This window comes from Treponema bryantii, assembly GCF_900111035.1.
GTDB lineage: Bacteria > Spirochaetota > Spirochaetia > Treponematales > Treponemataceae > Treponema_D > Treponema_D bryantii_C.
Map to the genome: position 1 here is coordinate 500,093 of NZ_FOFU01000002.1, position 16,093 is coordinate 516,185.

A 16,093-nucleotide genomic window follows, 5' to 3' on the forward strand; every position below is an offset into this window, starting at 1 on the left:
TTTTATATCCTACTTCCTTTTCTTCAGCTCTCGTCTCACCATTTCCAAATCACTACTTGTCAGAATTGGAATCAGCTTATTGATTTCCTCAATAGATTTATCCCACCAGCAGAACTTTTCAAGAAGTTCAATCATTTTGTCATCAAAACGTTTTTTTATTGTGCGGCAAGGATTTCCGACATTGATTGTGTATGGCGCAATGTTACTTGCAACTATGGCATTCGCTCCGATTATGGCACCGTCGCCAATATGAACGCCCGCCATGATTACGGCATTCTGCCCAATCCAAACATCGTTACCGATGACAGTATCTCCCTTGAGCGGCAAATCTTTTTTCAACGGGGCATCCATGTCCCAGCCTTCCAGCGTGTAGAAAGGAAAAGTTGAAACTGCATTCATCTGATGATTCGCTCCATTCATAACGAATTCCACACCCGCTGCAATCTGACAAAACTTCCCGATAATCAGCTTGTCACCGTTCCATTCATAAAGATGAGTCACATGACTTTCAAAATCGGAATCTGCAATATAAGTAAAATCACCAACGATAATGTTTGGATTCTTAAGAGTGGGTTTTACATAAATCTCTTTGTCATAACCAGCTATAGGATGAATTGTCATTGGATTTGGAATCTTGCCGTCTTTCATTCTGAAACCTCAATTCAATTATAACAGAAAAGTCCCCTCAAATCACTGAATAAATCTCAGATTAGTGCTAAAATGCTCACATAGGAACTTTTATGGAAATCTGCAAAAAAGATATAAATGTCCTGCTCAAAGCCCAGCAGGGAGAACTGGATGCCGTTCTCATGTACAACGCTCTGGCCGAAGTTGGATTTTGTATCCCGCAATCGTACAGGGCGAATATGCTGCCGTAAAAACTTATGCTCCGGTAGCCGAAAAGTTCCCGGAAGTTGAAAGCGTAAAGAATGATGAAAAGCGTCACGGAGATACTGTGAAAGGATTGTTAAACAAAGAACAGGATTAGAGCATGGTCGAACTTAAACCACTTGAAGCCTCTGATAAAGAGCAGTTTATAAAAGATAATCAGGAAGCCTTTAATTATGGCGCGCTGGAAGAATTCGGAATGCGGGATAATCATTTTGAAGAAGACGAACAGATTATCTCCAGAGAAACAATAGAAAACTCAATTGCAGAAGGCGAAGCCTACCGCATAGTTGTTGACGGCAAAAATGCAGGCGGTCTGGTGCGAAGTTGAAAAGCTTCATCCTGAAGTAACGCTCTGGGAAACCGTTACACCGTATTTTGAAAAACGCAACATACACTTCTACGTAAACCGCTGCGGCTTCCACATCGTGGAGTTTTATAACAGCCATCACCCAGACCCAAATGATCCCGACAGTCAGGAAACTTTAGACGAGCAGGACGGCCAGCTTAAGTTATCCTTGAACATTGTCATTCCCTTCTATTTCTTTAACCTTTTCGGGCTTTTTCTTACTGATTCCCAATACAGCCCATCTGAAGAATGGAATGCGGCTTATAATCTCGTTCAACGCATAGCCCAGTGCAAAACTTGTCGCAAGGCTCAAAATGTAAATTGCCCATACAGGAATGCTTTCAGACTTTCCGATTAAAAGAGCCACAGTTGAAAGACCAAGATAATGGAAAACGTAAAGTCCCCAGCTTCGCTTATTGAACCATTTTGTAACATTATTTTCAAAATTAAAGAAGCGGGCAAAAACTCCGATTATGGCAAGACTCATAAACCAGGCAAACAATGTGAAAAGCGGACTTCTGTTTATAGGAACGTCGGCGTAATTCTGTCCGAAATAAACGATACAGAAAGAAAGGCATAAACCGCAGGCAACCGTCGCAAAAAGCGGAAACCATTTTTTCACTCTCTTAATAACTTCGTCGTGAGAGAAAATAAAGTAACCAAGGAAGAAGACGCAGCCGTAAAGGCCGAAGCGGTAGACAACTATAAGAGGCGTATTCAAGATCTGAGCAGCACCCCAAACAAGAGCGCCCAAAAGAATCAGGACAATCACGTTAGTTTTTTCGCATAGCTTCCAGAGATGATCCTTTTCAATTTTTCTTACTAAAACCAGAAGCAAAGAAAGTAACCACAAAACCTGAATGTACCAGAGAACTCCCGTTCCGGAAAGAGCCATAATCAGGTAACGGAAGAAAAGAGGTGCCTGGTCGAACTCTCCGCCGTATCCACCCAGACTCATGTTTACATAACCCTGAATAAACTGAAAAGCCAGAAGTCCAATTGTAGAAGGTACCAGAAGCTTTGTTGTTCGGCTTCTCACAAATTCTTTGTTTGTATGATTTTCAAGATATAGGCGCGAACTGATTCCCGATACAATAAAAAGCAGCACCATCATCCAGGGATAAACAATGTACATAAAAATATCAAACCACTGAACGTCCATGGAAGTAATTTTTCCAACAACACCAGCAATTCCTTCTGCGTTGTACATGTAAAAAAGATGATAAATAACGACAATCAGAACTGTAACCCATCTGATATTATCAAGCCAGTGCTTTCTCATTTTCTCCTCCAAAACTCCGTTTGCAATAGTATAACAAAGGTTGCAATTATTTACAAAACCATCACATAAATCTGGCAGGGATTGGCTTCGTCCCAGAGAAGAGGGAATACTTCGAGTTCCTTCGATGGAACTCTTTCATAACTCCCACTCGGTAAGAGCTTCAAGTACTTTTCTTGCGATAGATTGTTTTTCAGCTGAATCTGTAATCTCCAAAATCATATCGAACATATGTATAAGCTATTCAACAACTACTTCATCCCCGGACCGCACATAACTCAACTGGTCGCCCATGATTTCTTTCATCTGATTGAAAACTGGAAGGCCAGTGCAGTGGCAGGTTGCAAAGTGAGCTTTATAGGATTTGAGTCGATTTGCGATTTCTGTGACTTCGGAAGTGTCGGACTCGGAGAACTCGGTGCGCTTCATAAGATGGAAACCACCAATTACGAGATCTGGGAGCATTGCGCTACCAAACTTCCGTTCAAGCGTTTCCATCACATTCAGAATGCCGTTGTGCGCACAGCCACAGAAAAGGATTTTCTTTCCGTCAGCTGTCAAAAGCAGATTCTGTTCGTGGTGAAATTCATCCTGTATATACTGTCCGTTGCAAAGCTCACGGAGACGCTTGTTTGTAGAAGGAAGTGGAAAGGCACGATTATCAACAGTGAAAACCTGAAGCTCGTCATCAATTTTTGTATCACCTTTCAAAAGCTGAATCTGAGGCAGCGAGAGAATCTTTTTATCAATCCCGATATAACGGAAGCCCTGCTCTTCCCCGTCGAAGGCATAATATTCCCCACCTGCATTATGTTGCATGTAAATTTTTGCTTTATGATTAAGGTGAACAAACGGCAGGATTCCGCCCGAATGATCATAATGTCCATGACTCAAAATCACTGTATCAACAGCAGTCAAATCTACGCCAAGCATCCGGGCATTACGAATCACTACCTCGCTAGGACTTGAGTCAAAGAGAAGCTTATGATTATCAGTTTCAACATAATACGAAAGCCCGTGAGCTGCCTCGCAGCCGCTATCGCCTGATTCATTTTCTACAAGATTTATGATTCGCATTTAGTTTCCTACTTTCTGGTTCCATTTCTGTGAAAAAAGAAGCCCAGATTTATTCTTACTTCCTTGCGGTCGATGTCAGCGTTTGTATAGCAGCAGGTATCAAAGCCGATGAGTTCAAAGCCCTGATGAAGATAAAAGCCAATCGCGTTTGTGTTGCATGATTGAGTTTCCAGAATGATTGCACGGCGGCCTTGTGCCACGGCAACTTCTTTTGCTTTGTCCATCAGACGTTTTCCAAGCCCCTGTCCGCGAAGCTCTTCTGTAATCCAGAGCTCTGTAACCATCAATCTGTTTGACCATTCTTCTGGGCATACTTCTATGCAGGCAAGCATTTTGCCATTATCGCCTACTACGCCATAAGCTTCTGCCTTTTCCCAATGATCCTGATACAGGCCATCCGGAAAATCATATTCTTCTGGAGTATGAACAACAGTCTTTTCAAAACTCTTTTTCACCAGTCGAATATTACAGCCGTCATTTTCAAAAGGCGAAATTTCAAGATCATAATAAGAATCAGATTTTGTTACGAGGGGAATTTGAGTTCCCTTCCACTGCTCTTTCGGTAACGGAATTATTTCCAGCTTATTATTTGTCATAATAATCCTCTTTATTCTGTAAGCTCAATCTGATTGCCTTCAATAGCCACGATACAGCTTTCGTAATAACCATCGCCAGTTGTTCGCGGACCGCTTATAACTTCATAACCGTCGGACTTTAGTTTTGCTGTCAGAGAATCAACCTTTTCTTTACTGCCCAGGCTAAATGCCACATGGGCATATCCCGTCCGATTCAAGTGTTTTTCATTATCAGTCATTTCAGGTTTGTGCATCAACTCAAGCCTTGCACCGTCTTCAAAAGAAATAAAATATGAACGAAAATCAGTTTTAGGATTATGATAACCAGCATTCGAAGTTCCATTCAGATAGTTTACAAAAAAGTCTCTGGCTTTTTCTAGCTCGTTTACATAAAGGGCAATATGCTCAATTTTCATTTCTTACATCTCCGCAATTTTCTTCAGAGTATTCGCTGTCCTGATTGTGATCATTTCTCCAATTCCAGCGGCAGCAGTCTTTTTCCACCAATTTGCCTTTGCATATTGTTTTCTGTCAAATGACCAGAATGCAGCATTCCCGCAGATTTCAACCGTTTCAAGTTCTGCAGTAGGCTCGCCGATTTTCTCAACAACCGTTTCAATCCGATACGGTGAAATCGTAAAAATCAGATTGTCGTAAATGTCTTTGCTGTCAGTTCCCCACCAGGTCGGAGCTTTGGTCAGCAGTGTTTTAAGTTCGCTCTGGACAATTACAAAAACAGGAATATCGAGAGAAAACTTTTCTTGAATCAGAGTTTTGATTTTATCAGTCAGAACGATTGTGTCAGCCTCATCATCTGAAAAAATAATATTTCCGCTATTGAGATAAGTAGAAACTTCTGAAAAGCCCTTCTCTATCAAAGCAGTTTTCAGTTCAAACATTGAGATTTTATTCTTTCCGCTGATATTTATTCCTCGAAGCAGTGCAATGTATCTGGTCATTTCCCTATTATTCATACTTTATTATAAACTTTTTATCATGCAATTTAACTTTTCGCGTAATTCCGAAATGTTGCTGATATTCTTTTCAAAAGGTATATGAATAAAAAGAAATTTACAACTTAATTATTTCAAAATTTTCACAATTGCTTTTCATATATCCCTCTTAAGATTTCCTCTGCATACTGAAGTGATAAACTTTTACAGAGCTGTCCATCTCTTCATTATCAATCTTAAAACCACATTTCTTGGTATAAAAGTTTACATTCTTTTCTTTATCGATTGGAGTGATTAACTCGATCTTTTTCCAGTCATTGTATTGAGTCTTCATAAACTCAATTAATTGATGACCTATGCCCTTGCACTGGAACTCGGGAATCACACAGAGGCAGCCGATATAATAAACTCCATCTCCTTCATCTTTTACCGAAATAACGCCAATCGGTGTCAAATCATGATACGCAATATATTTTGAAATTTCGATGATTGATTTTTTCATTTCTTCAACCGAGCGGCCATACGCTGGACACACTCCATAGCGAACACAATCTTCATAAAATGCATCGTTGTAAATTTTTATGAGGATTTCTGCATCTTCGGGAATTGCTTTTCTGATTTGTAAATCCATCACTAATCTCACTTACTTACATAACCAAAACAGAAAGTCATGGCAGCAGCATAAACCAAATTCAACTCGTCGCGGTTTCTGAAGATTTCGTTCAGTTTGATTTCTTTTTCAAGATATTTGGTTGCTTCTTCTTCCGAAAATCCGAGTTCCATAAACCAATTTATTTTCTTTGATTTCTGTTCATCGCTAAGTTCCTCTCCAAAACCATCAGATTGTAATGAGGTGTAAATAGAATCCTGATCTTCATTTTTTTCATCTGCGAGAATAATCCGAACGCTGTCACTGATGCGGGCCTGAATATTTTTGATATTATTCCGTGCCATGATGACAGGCATTTTCATTCCGATATTTCCATCTGTTTTTGTTTTTTCATGAATGCGTTCAAACAGGATTTGCAGAAAACCAAGGTCTGTGATTTTACTCTTTTTAATGCCATCGATATAAAGAAGGGCGTTTACCGCATTCCAGTTTGATTCGCAGGCAATAATCATACCGTCATTTTTTGTGATGCGTTTCATTTCTGCCAGCACAGCATCGGGTTCAGGAATGTGCATCAGAACGCTATTACAAATTGCGATGTCAAAAGTATCATCTTTTTCTGGAACGTTGTTTGCTGATGAAAGAATAAACTTATGATTAAACGGGAGTTCCTTAAAAATCTCTTTTCCTTTATTGATTAGTTCTTCAGAAATATCAACTCCAGTGTAGGAACTACCGTTCGGTAGCAATGACATCAGCACTAGCCCAAGATATCCGTAACCACAGCCAAAATCTATCACATCAACTTTCTTCGTAATCTTCCAGACCTTTTCAATAAGAAACTGAAGATAGTCAATATTCAGATAAAGAGAGCGTGTCAGTTTTAAATAATCAAACTTATCATCCCAGTTTTCCATTCTAAGCCGCCTATAATGTTTTCATATAAAGAACTTCGTCTTCAACAACTTTTCCCATTACAGTCTTAGTAAAAGATTTTACATAGGTCATTCCATTTCGCTCAGCAACATGGCGGGACGGAAGATTGTCGGACTTCATGTAGGAAATAATCTGTTTGATTCCCCTACTCTTTGCAAAATCTGAACAGGCACGGGCTGCTTCAGTTGCATAACCTTTTCCACGGAATTCTTTTCTTAAATGATATCCAATCTCGGGGAATAAATCATTTTCCACCTGCTGCATTGTGATTCCACAGTCGCCGATGAATTCGTCTGATTCTTTTTCAAGCACAGCCCAAAGGCCAAAGCCATATTTTTTGTAATTGTCGATATTCCATTTAATCCAGTTCTCAACTTCTTCCCTGGAAAAAGGATGCGGATAAAATCTCATTGACTGTGGATCCGAAAGCACAAGTGCAAGCTTTTCTGTATCATCCAAAGTGAGTTCGCGTAATTTTAGACGTTCTGTTTCGATTATGTAATTCATTATTCTTCCCGTTAAGCTACAGTATCAACATATACAACTTTGAACTCTTCAAAGACAACTTCTATGTCTTCAGAAAATTTCCAGCCAAGACTTTTATATTCTTCTTCGAAAAAAGACTTATGAACTTCCCGCCAGTATTTCAAAGTTTTATCACCTTCACCTTCGATATATGCGTCTTCTTCAGTAATTTGACTGAATTTTTTGATTGTTGATTTTACTGTCTGCAATACGCAACATTCAGTCTCATCAAAATTTGTTAGTATCCAGTAATCCCCAGGTTTTGAAAAATCTTCATTATAGTACTCACAAATTTTTACACTTGCTGTAGTTGCCCGTTTTATTCCTTGAATTACTAAATTATAAAGATTATCTGTCTGTACTTTTTCATCACAAAAATGATCTACTATCGGAAAGGCTTTTTCTGTCTTTGCGGGGTCTTCGCCAAGAGACTTCAAATAATTATTCCAAACTTGATTAGGTGTACTCATAACTTTTTTCCTCTTAGTCTACCATGTAGACTAGCATTAGAGTTATTATATCATATAATCATAGTTTTAATACTCTGAATAAATATGGTAAAATGTTCATAAATAAAGTACTGCTAGAGGGGTACAAAATGTTATATGTAAAAAAAGCAAACCTTGAAGATATCGAAAAAGAATGGGCTTTTGTGCGCGATATGCCGGAAGACGAGTTCTATCTTCGTGTAAACCGCGACAATCCAGCCTCTCTAAAGGTAATGCAGAAGAACGGTGGCCGCATCGTAAAAGAAGATGACGAGCACTATTATGTGCGAATCAAAAAATAATCTAATAGAATACGTCGACGGTCATGCCTTAAAGGGCTTTCCAAGATTCATTTTACGTCTCCAGCCTGGAGCTTCTCCATCATCTGCCCAGTATTCATCCAGTCTGGAGATTTTGTCATTCACCAATTTTATAAAGCTCACAACATGGCAGGATATTTTTTTATCTGATGAATAAACATGTCCGGCTAAAATTACTTCATCTTTATTTTCAACCAAACGCTCAATTTCGCCTTCCCACTTTCCAGGATAATCGCAATTCACTTTTACATATTCTTCAACACTAAACTGTTCGTTTGTACAATGCCAAAAAATTGAAGCATCCTCAATAAAATATGACGGTAACTCTGCTCTGTCCTGCGAAATCACAGCTTTCCAAAAAGATTTAATGTTCATGCTATTCATCTATATCCAAACTGATTTTATTATAAACTCGAATCACAATTTTTGTCACTTCGCCGTTACATTTTTGTATCCAGAAAGCGGTGTAAATAAACCTTTTTCTGTGTTACCTTATAACCAACGAGGTGAATATGATTTTAGGTGAAGAAGTTATCTGGCGCAACGATACCCCGCTCTGGTCCATGAATTACTACGGCCGTGTAACAGGTGAGCCCTTCTCTGGAGATTTTCTAAAGGCGGCACTTTTTGAAGTTCCGGCTGATAAGCCATACCGTGGTCCAGACATTTTCCGGCAGGGCGACTACACCTACCACTGCCAGACCAATAGCGACTTTACCTGGTTCCAGGGCTACGAAGATATCTTCTATCTGGATACCAGGATTTACGAATTACATTTCCATGGCGGAATTATTGTTTAATTATAAATCTTTGATCAAATGAAATTTCTTGTTCCCATCAGGAATATCGTTCAGTTCGCCAATGATTTTGTAGCCGTGCTTTTTATAGAACTCAGGAGCCTGCCAGGACATGGTATCAACATGAACAGAATGGCAACCTCGATTTTTTGCTTCTGATTCTGCAGCTTCGAGCAGTTTTGCACCAAGCCCCTGCTTACGATATTTCTCATCAACCCAGAGAATATCAATATGCATCCAGCCCCAATAAGTACCGCCAAGGATTCCGGCAATTACATTTTTGTTTTCATCATATTCAACAATATTCAAAAGAACATGATTATCCGGTCCAACTTTTTCATCGTTGAACTTTCGCAACGCGTCATTTACAAAATTGATTTCTTCTTCGCTTGGATTAAAATTCATTTCCTATAAATCCATCCTCTCATCTATTTCAAAGCTTTTAAGATTACATCTGTAATAATCGGAGTATAGAATTTCGATCTGGGTGAATCCTGTGCCTGCAACACAACTACCATATCATGCTCGGGATAAACATGTAGTTCCTGACCACCACGACCTAGTCCCCTGTAGCCGCTGCCGTCCTCATTAATCCACCAGTAATAACCATAATTTTCAATATGTGAGCTTGTAGCTTCATTTACATATTCAGCCGTAATAATCTGAGCGTTGTTTAACTTTCCATGATTCAAATAAAGAAGACCAAACTTCGCAAGGTCGATTGCAGAAAACTCAATGCAATCTTTTACCTGTGTTAAGTCATGATAAACAGTACTGGACGGCGTCATAATAAAAGGGTCACTGTCAATTCCAGCATACGGAAACATATATTCATTTAATATATCGTATACCGTTTTCCCGGTTAATCTTTCAATACAGGCATTCAACAAATAAATATCTGTCACCTTATATTTAAAGACTGTATTCGGTGTATCCACAATATTCAAATCCGCAATTGCTTGCAGCCAGTCTTTTGAACGTTTTAACTGCTCACGCATCGGGTCATTCAAGTGAGGTCCATTTCTCCAATAAAATCCGGATGTCATTGTCAGTAATGTTTTTAAGGTAATCAATTTATGAAATACATTTGCCTCATCATTAAAATACTCCGGCAAAATCTGAGTAACTGGAATATTGAGGCTTTCAATCAAATTATTTTTAAGACATATTCCTATGGCTGTCGATGTGACACTTTTTTCTATTGAATGTAATGCATGCTTTGTTTCTCTATTACATTTTTCACCGTACCATTCATACACTATTTTTTGATTTTTTATTATAAGAACACTTCTCATCAATCGATATTTGCGGGCTTGTATGAAATCATCAATTGAATAAATAAGATTCTCATCCAATCCGTTTTCCAACAATTTGCCTTCTGGCAGTTCAAACATATTTACCTGTACTCCATTACTTTTTTACTTTAGATATCCGCCAATAATAGAATTTGAATTCTCTTTTAATGATTTCGGAGTTCCTTCCGCAATTAAATAACCACCTTCATTTCCGCCTTTGGGTCCCAGCTCAAAAAGATAATCACAGCAGGATAAAACATCGATATCATGCTCCGTAATAATAACTGTATTACCGGCATTACAAATTTCTCTCAACAAATAAATAAGATGTTCAGAGTCTTTCAGTGATAAACCGACAGTAGGTTCATCCAATATATAGATATTATCTTTATTTCTGCTTTTTCCCAATTCTTTTGCTAATTTAATTCTCTGGGCTTCTCCTCCAGATATAGTGGTTGTCTTTTGTCCCAGTTTGATATATCCCATGCCAACTTTATCAAGTAAATATAAAATCTGATATATTTTTGGAACATCCTTAAAAAATCCACATGCTTCCTTTACAGTCATCTCAAGCACTTCGGCAATATTTTTATTATGGTAATTAACCTCAAGCACTTCTTCTATGTACCCGGTTCCATTGCATTGATCACAGATCATATTAATATTACCAAACCCGACATTATAAACCAGAAATCCCTGACCATCGCAAGTTGGACAACCGCCTTCAGCATTTAAACTGAAATAGCTCATATCAAACCCAAAATTTTTTGCGTCCTCTGTCTCGGCAAATAATTTTCGAATGACATCAAAGACACCGGTATATGTAGCAATATTGGATGTTTTGGTTCGTCCGATTGGTTGTTGATTGATTACATAACACTTATTGATATATTCAGTTCCATGAATCTCTACATCATCAAGTTCTCTTGGATAGTCATAAATATCTTCATCCTCATTCTGTACGACACGATTTCGAATAAGCATTTTTAATTTAGGAACAAGTGTATGTGCTATCAAGCTTGATTTTCCGCTGCCTGAAACACCCGCAATGCCAACCAGTTTATATAACGGAATCGACAATGATACGTTTTTTAAGTTGTGAATTTTTGCACCAGATATACTAAGTTTCTCTTCGTGATGTAATGTAGGGGCATTTTTCGTTTGATGCTTATAATTTTCAATAAAATAATTTCTATCCTTCAAATATTTAGCTACAACTGAATTTTTGCAATTTAAAAAATCTTTATATTCGCCCTGGAAAATCAATTCGCCGCCTTCGGTTCCGGCTCCAGGTCCAATTTCAACGATATAATCCGCAATCGAAATGATACTTTGATCATGCTCTACCACAATAACTGTATTTCCCGCAGACACAATATTTTTCAAAACCTCAATAAGTTTTTCCTTCTCTCGCTCATGCAAGCCTATTGATGGTTCATCAAATATAAATGTCAAGGAATCAAAATCAGACATAATGAATGCACTGATACAAAGTCTCTGCAGTTCTCCTCCAGATAAAGTCGGAATCGGTCTGGACATTGACAAATGGCCAAGTCCCAGCATAACCAGATATTGAATTCTTAATCTGATTGCATTCACAATCTTTTTGTTCTTATCATCTTCAACGCTTAATAAAAATTTTTCCAACTCAGTCAAAGACATATTGCTCACTTCTGCAAATGTTCTATCCTGCAATCTGGTATGCGACGCAATCTGATTTAATCCAACGCCATTACATCGTGGACATATTATCTTTTTCCCATATTCGTCCGTTATAATTTCTATTTGACGCTGACTTATTAAATTATATTTTGAAGCATTCATAATTAAAGGCATAATGCCCGGAAAATTTTCCTTTCGGTCACCGTACTTTAATTTTTGCAATTGCTCATCTGTTAGCTCACCGAGTGTCTGCGAAGGAGACAGTCCATTTTGTTCCAGAAAAGCCCTGTACTTTTTCTGTGATTTGCCTCTATCCAAAAAGCCGAATAATAACGCGTTTAATTTAGCATTACTGTCTTCAAATATTTTTTCTTCATCAAATACCTTTTTTTCGCCTGTACCCAGACAATGCAGGCACATACCATTGGGTGAATTCTTCTGAAACATATCTACAGACAATGGTTTTCCGTCAGCATATTCAGGATCTGTAACTCCGCTTACTGAAAACAAAGAAGCCAGAGCATTTGTTAATCTTGTTTTAGTTCCAACCGTACTTAAGGGATTGCTTTGCCTGATGATACGTTGTTCAACTCCGATTGTCGGCGACAAACCTTCGATGCGTTCAAAATCATTGCTTGTCTCCAAAGAAAACTGAGATTCGGTTATGGATAAATATTTTCTCTTTCCTTCTTCATATAAAACATCAAATGCAAAACTGGATTTTCCACTTCCAGAAACGCCGGTAATTACCGTTAATTTTCCTTTAGGTATACAAATATCGATGTTTTTGAGATTATGTTTCTTAACTCCAAATGCCTTTATATAGTTTCCCATGCCACCGTTCTCTCTGCTGCCTATTTCACAGCATTACCCGCATAATATATTCCCGTATATTCTTTGATTACATTTAGCTGCTTTTGTATTATATCATTTTTCATTGAGTCCCCAAAGAAGGCCCCCATAGTTTTTGCAGCTTCTTCGGGATTCACCAGTTCATCGTATAAGTCTGAATAATTTTGATAGACCTGGAACATGTTTGACATATTTTATTCCTGTGAGGCAATAATTTCCTCAACTATCTCAACAGCGACAGCAACCATTTTCGGGCAGAACTCGGTGAACAGATTATTGTCTAAACAATATTTATGGCCTTCTGCTGAAGTTATATCACACCCCAATAAATCATTACAGATATAAGAGCCGCATTTTTCTTTGAAGCGATCCATCATCAAATCATTTACTTTAATTGAAACAAGGCGGCCTTCTGCGTCATCAACTTTGGACTCGCCATACAGCAGACCTAGAACAATCAATGCTCCGGTAACAGCACCGCAAACTTCACCCTTGCGCATACCGCCACCAAAACAGCTGCCAAGCTTCAGAGCCTGTGCTTCTGTTATTCCACATTCTTCTGCAAAAGCCGCAATTACCGACTGAGAGCAATGCATCTTCTGTGAAAAATAATTCAATGCCTTTTCTTTGTGATTCATCTTCTTTCTCCTTTATATTAACAATTTCTTTAATTCAAAAACAACGTCTGAAAAACGTTGAAGAAATATCCGACAAGAATAATTCCTGTCACACAGATTGAAACAAAAACTACCAGCAGCTTTGTTTTAATCACTTTCTTCAACATAATCAGTGAAGGCAAACTCAATGTTGTTACGGCCATCATAAAGCTAAGCACAACTCCTAAGAGCGCACCCTTTGCCAGCAGACTTTCAGAAATTGAAATACATCCAAAAATATCTGAATACATTGGAATGCCGGCAAACACCGCAAGAATTACTCCAAGCGGATTTTTTACGCCAAGTGTATTGATAATCCAATTCTCAGGAATCCAATTGTGAATTACAGCGCCCACAGCAACACTCAAAAGAATATAAGGGAAAACTTTTTTAAGAGTATCAGTAACAGAATGCATTGATGACACGAGCCTCTGTTTCTGAGTTGTTTTTGCTTTTGAACATGAACAGCAGCATTTTACAGGAGTAAGAAACATTTCAATCTGATCTTCCATATGAAGATGCTCAATTATAGTTCCACCAGCGATTGCAACAACAAGACCGAGTACAACATAAGCAATCGCAATCTTCCAGCCAAAGATACTGGTCAAAAGAATCAGCGAAGCAAAATCAACCATTGGAGAAGAAATCAAAAAACTGAAAGTTACTCCAAGAGGAAGTCCCGCCGTAGTGAATCCCATAAAAAGCGGAATTGAAGAGCAGGAACAAAATGATGTTACAGTTCCCAAAAGAGCCGCAATCACGCGTGCAGGAAAGCCTTTACAGCGCGAAAGGATTTTCTTACTTCGCTCCGGTGGAAAAAACGACTGAATATATGAGATTATAAAAATCAGCACAAAAAGCAGAAGGGTGATTTTAATCACATCATAAAGAAAAAAGTGAACGCTTCCACCAATGCGACTTTCTATATCAAGACCAAAAGCTGTAAGCATTTTCCCGGTAAGAGTTTTAAGCCACAACATTCCAAGTATCTGATTCTGAATAAAAGTTCCCATAATAACTAGTCCTTGCAGCAGCACTGGCCGGCAGCTTTTTTCTTTGTTGAAGTTTTACAGGTAAACTCAGAAACAGCATTTTTGAAATTTGAGAAGGTTTCGTTGTTTATCGAATAATATGTCCACTTCCCTTCTTTTCTCGAATTCACAAGATTGCAGTCAGTTAGAATCTTCATGTGATGAGAAAGTGTTGGCTGCGTAATATTAAACGCATCAAGAATTTTACATGCACACAATTCTCCACCTGTCAGCATTTTTATAATCTGAACACGATTTTCATCACCCAGAGCTTTACAGATAACTGCGATTTCTGATTCTTTCATAGCTTTCCTCACATAGATAATTATCTATATATAAAACATTATATTATACATAGATGATTGTCAATATGAAATTTAATTAAACTTTCACATCGCATCGTTTACAAGATTGTTCTCTATTATAATTCTTTTGATTTTCTCAACTGTATTTTGAACAAACGCTTCTGCCTGTTCTGGAGTCAGATATTTATATTCGCGCTCAAGTTCTCCTCTTTCATCATTACGGTAGAACCAGCAGATGTATTGTCTTCTTTTTTCAAAGGCATCTTTTGCAAAAATCGGCATAAACTCATTATCAAAATTTACTGCATTCTCATAAATTGAAAAGCCTCGAAAATCCGGATGTTGTTTTAAGTACAGAAAATCAAGATCATACCAGTCTTTCTTTGCGGTCCACACAAGCTTATGTTCATCTTCGGCTGCTTCTTCTGGGTGTGCCTGAATTAAAGGAGTATAAACAAACTTAGACCATTCAACATCAGATAATAAATGAACATAATATCCCAGGAAAAAAGAAAACTGCTTTTTATTATAAGTCTTAATGATTTCTTTATTAAAATACTGGGAACAAAACTCGTCGATGTTGATGGACGCATTGTATTTGCCGTCATTGAAATGTGAAACTGTTTTTGGAGGAGTAAACTTTGTCCAGTCCTCATTTGGAACTCCGCTATCTGGTGCAATATTTCCCATTACAAATGCGGTTTCATCAATATCCTTTAACTGATCAAGGAGTTTATCTGCGATTCTTAAATGTACCATCCATGAAGCCATTTTTTAAATTCCTTATCTTTTTAGTTTGTTATTTTTGACACAAGAATCCTGCATAATCAAAATTATACAAAGTCACTTCATTGCCAAAGATGTTTACAGGCTTAGCATATTCCTGAGCCATTCCGTCCACAATGGACTGAGCTCCCTGAATCAGTTTTGGAATCAAATCCTTATGTACCGGGAAAGTTCCGTGCATTGGATAAATCTCATCGAACAGGTCTTCGTATTTAGAAAGATGTTTAAGGCTTTCAATATATTGATTGAGATTTCGCGCTGATCCAAACATAAAGATTTTACCGTCCTGAATGCTGTCACCGCTTATGAGAACATGGTTCTTTTTATCGATAATTCCAACGCTGCCAGGAGTATGTCCAGGGAGATCGATAATCAAAAGCTCTCTGTCACAAAGATCTATAACATCACCTTCGTGAATGGGTAGAATCTTACCCTGCCTATTATGAGCATGAAGATTTTCTTTTTCGTTGGGGCTCATATAAAACTCACCAAAAGCGCTGTTGCCCGAAATATGATCAGGGTCTGCATGAGTGTTTATCAAAATGAGAGGAAGCTTTGTAAGCCCTTCTGCAATCTGTTTTGCATCAGGACAGTTCATTCCTGTATCAATTAAAGCTGCTTTCTGATTTCCACAAAGCAGATAAAATCTGACTCCATCGTCTTCAATACGCCAGGTGTTTTCATTGATTTTAATAACTTCTTTCATAAT

Annotated in this window: 24 protein-coding genes; 4 read left to right on the forward strand and 20 right to left on the reverse strand. The window is 38.1% G+C overall.

The features are described 5' to 3' along the window. Positions 1-9: 9 nt before the first annotated feature. The gene (locus tag BMY21_RS05740; protein WP_074641700.1) at positions 10-648 is read right to left on the reverse strand and encodes a CatB-related O-acetyltransferase; all 639 of its coding nucleotides are present in this window, start codon (positions 646-648) and stop codon (positions 10-12) included. Positions 649-838: 190 nt separating this feature from the next. On the opposite strand from BMY21_RS05740, the gene BMY21_RS15940 reads away from it, so the two are divergent. Further along, positions 839-988 carry a ferritin family protein gene (locus BMY21_RS15940; RefSeq protein WP_218141030.1) on the forward strand — a complete coding sequence of 50 codons (150 nt, stop codon included), beginning with the start codon at positions 839-841 and terminating at the stop codon, positions 986-988. 3 nt (positions 989-991) lie between these two features. After that, positions 992-1,219, forward strand: a complete 228-nt coding sequence (locus BMY21_RS16050; protein ID WP_074641702.1) for a hypothetical protein — start codon at positions 992-994, stop codon at positions 1,217-1,219. Positions 1,220-1,400: 181 nt separating this feature from the next. On the opposite strand, the gene BMY21_RS05750 is transcribed toward BMY21_RS16050, so the two are convergent. The 9 genes from BMY21_RS05750 to BMY21_RS05790 all read right to left on the reverse strand — a co-directional run bounded on the left by BMY21_RS05750 (position 1,401) and on the right by BMY21_RS05790 (position 7,662). Further along, a complete protein-coding gene (locus BMY21_RS05750) occupies positions 1,401-2,519 on the reverse strand; it encodes an acyltransferase family protein (RefSeq protein ID WP_074641704.1) in 1,119 nt (372 codons plus the stop codon). A 237-nt stretch (positions 2,520-2,756) separates the two neighbouring features. Further along, the gene (locus tag BMY21_RS05755) at positions 2,757-3,593 is read right to left on the reverse strand and encodes an MBL fold metallo-hydrolase (protein WP_074641707.1); all 837 of its coding nucleotides are present in this window, start codon (positions 3,591-3,593) and stop codon (positions 2,757-2,759) included. Positions 3,594-3,601: 8 nt separating this feature from the next. After that, positions 3,602-4,189 (reverse strand): GNAT family N-acetyltransferase, encoded by a 588-nt coding sequence (locus BMY21_RS05760; RefSeq protein ID WP_074641708.1) that lies wholly within the window; start codon positions 4,187-4,189, stop codon positions 3,602-3,604. Positions 4,190-4,200: 11 nt separating this feature from the next. Continuing rightward, positions 4,201-4,584: a VOC family protein gene (locus BMY21_RS05765; RefSeq protein WP_074641710.1), complete on the reverse strand. Its 384-nt coding sequence runs from the start codon at positions 4,582-4,584 to the stop codon at positions 4,201-4,203. A gap of 3 nt (positions 4,585-4,587) precedes the next feature. Continuing rightward, complete coding sequence (locus BMY21_RS05770; protein WP_074641712.1) at positions 4,588-5,127, reverse strand: DUF1697 domain-containing protein; 540 nt, start codon at positions 5,125-5,127, stop codon at positions 4,588-4,590. A 163-nt stretch (positions 5,128-5,290) separates the two neighbouring features. Next, on the reverse strand, positions 5,291-5,752 hold the full coding sequence (locus tag BMY21_RS05775) for a GNAT family N-acetyltransferase (protein ID WP_074641713.1): 462 nt from the start codon (positions 5,750-5,752) through the stop codon (positions 5,291-5,293). Positions 5,753-5,760: 8 nt separating this feature from the next. Continuing rightward, positions 5,761-6,648 carry a class I SAM-dependent methyltransferase gene (locus BMY21_RS05780; RefSeq protein ID WP_074641715.1) on the reverse strand — a complete coding sequence of 296 codons (888 nt, stop codon included), beginning with the start codon at positions 6,646-6,648 and terminating at the stop codon, positions 5,761-5,763. A 10-nt stretch (positions 6,649-6,658) separates the two neighbouring features. After that, complete coding sequence (locus BMY21_RS05785; protein ID WP_074641717.1) at positions 6,659-7,174, reverse strand: GNAT family N-acetyltransferase; 516 nt, start codon at positions 7,172-7,174, stop codon at positions 6,659-6,661. Positions 7,175-7,185: 11 nt separating this feature from the next. Further along, the gene (locus BMY21_RS05790; RefSeq protein WP_074641718.1) at positions 7,186-7,662 is read right to left on the reverse strand and encodes an ASCH domain-containing protein; all 477 of its coding nucleotides are present in this window, start codon (positions 7,660-7,662) and stop codon (positions 7,186-7,188) included. A gap of 128 nt (positions 7,663-7,790) precedes the next feature. On the opposite strand from BMY21_RS05790, the gene BMY21_RS05795 reads away from it, so the two are divergent. Beyond that, a complete protein-coding gene (locus tag BMY21_RS05795; protein ID WP_074641720.1) occupies positions 7,791-7,982 on the forward strand; it encodes a GNAT family N-acetyltransferase in 192 nt (63 codons plus the stop codon). 21 nt (positions 7,983-8,003) lie between these two features. Here BMY21_RS05795 and BMY21_RS05800 read toward each other — a convergent pair whose 3' ends face one another. Beyond that, positions 8,004-8,375, reverse strand: coding sequence for a nuclear transport factor 2-like protein (locus tag BMY21_RS05800; protein ID WP_074641722.1), 372 nt, complete (start codon positions 8,373-8,375; stop codon positions 8,004-8,006). Between the two features lie 137 nt (positions 8,376-8,512). On the opposite strand from BMY21_RS05800, the gene BMY21_RS05805 reads away from it, so the two are divergent. Beyond that, positions 8,513-8,800 (forward strand): DUF5680 domain-containing protein, encoded by a 288-nt coding sequence (locus BMY21_RS05805; RefSeq protein ID WP_177177719.1) that lies wholly within the window; start codon positions 8,513-8,515, stop codon positions 8,798-8,800. Here BMY21_RS05805 and BMY21_RS05810 read toward each other — a convergent pair whose 3' ends face one another. The 9 genes from BMY21_RS05810 to BMY21_RS05850 form a co-directional block, all read right to left on the reverse strand. Further along, positions 8,801-9,202 carry a GNAT family N-acetyltransferase gene (locus BMY21_RS05810; RefSeq protein ID WP_074641723.1) on the reverse strand — a complete coding sequence of 134 codons (402 nt, stop codon included), beginning with the start codon at positions 9,200-9,202 and terminating at the stop codon, positions 8,801-8,803. 23 nt (positions 9,203-9,225) lie between these two features. Beyond that, entirely contained in the window at positions 9,226-10,191 is a 966-nt protein-coding gene (locus tag BMY21_RS05815) for a serine hydrolase domain-containing protein (protein WP_074641725.1), read from the reverse strand. A gap of 24 nt (positions 10,192-10,215) precedes the next feature. Next, a complete protein-coding gene (locus BMY21_RS05820) occupies positions 10,216-12,588 on the reverse strand; it encodes an excinuclease ABC subunit UvrA (RefSeq protein ID WP_074641727.1) in 2,373 nt (790 codons plus the stop codon). Between the two features lie 20 nt (positions 12,589-12,608). Further along, positions 12,609-12,797 (reverse strand): hypothetical protein, encoded by a 189-nt coding sequence (locus BMY21_RS05825; RefSeq protein ID WP_074641728.1) that lies wholly within the window; start codon positions 12,795-12,797, stop codon positions 12,609-12,611. A gap of 3 nt (positions 12,798-12,800) precedes the next feature. Continuing rightward, positions 12,801-13,244 carry a C-GCAxxG-C-C family protein gene (locus BMY21_RS05830; protein ID WP_074641730.1) on the reverse strand — a complete coding sequence of 148 codons (444 nt, stop codon included), beginning with the start codon at positions 13,242-13,244 and terminating at the stop codon, positions 12,801-12,803. Between the two features lie 29 nt (positions 13,245-13,273). Then, entirely contained in the window at positions 13,274-14,275 is a 1,002-nt protein-coding gene (locus BMY21_RS05835; protein ID WP_074641732.1) for a permease, read from the reverse strand. A gap of 5 nt (positions 14,276-14,280) precedes the next feature. Then, positions 14,281-14,598 (reverse strand): ArsR/SmtB family transcription factor, encoded by a 318-nt coding sequence (locus tag BMY21_RS05840; RefSeq protein ID WP_074641734.1) that lies wholly within the window; start codon positions 14,596-14,598, stop codon positions 14,281-14,283. 84 nt (positions 14,599-14,682) lie between these two features. Further along, positions 14,683-15,369 (reverse strand): zinc dependent phospholipase C family protein, encoded by a 687-nt coding sequence (locus BMY21_RS05845; RefSeq protein WP_074641736.1) that lies wholly within the window; start codon positions 15,367-15,369, stop codon positions 14,683-14,685. 28 nt (positions 15,370-15,397) lie between these two features. Continuing rightward, positions 15,398-16,090, reverse strand: a complete 693-nt coding sequence (locus tag BMY21_RS05850) for an MBL fold metallo-hydrolase (protein ID WP_074641974.1) — start codon at positions 16,088-16,090, stop codon at positions 15,398-15,400. Positions 16,091-16,093: the final 3 nt, after the last annotated feature.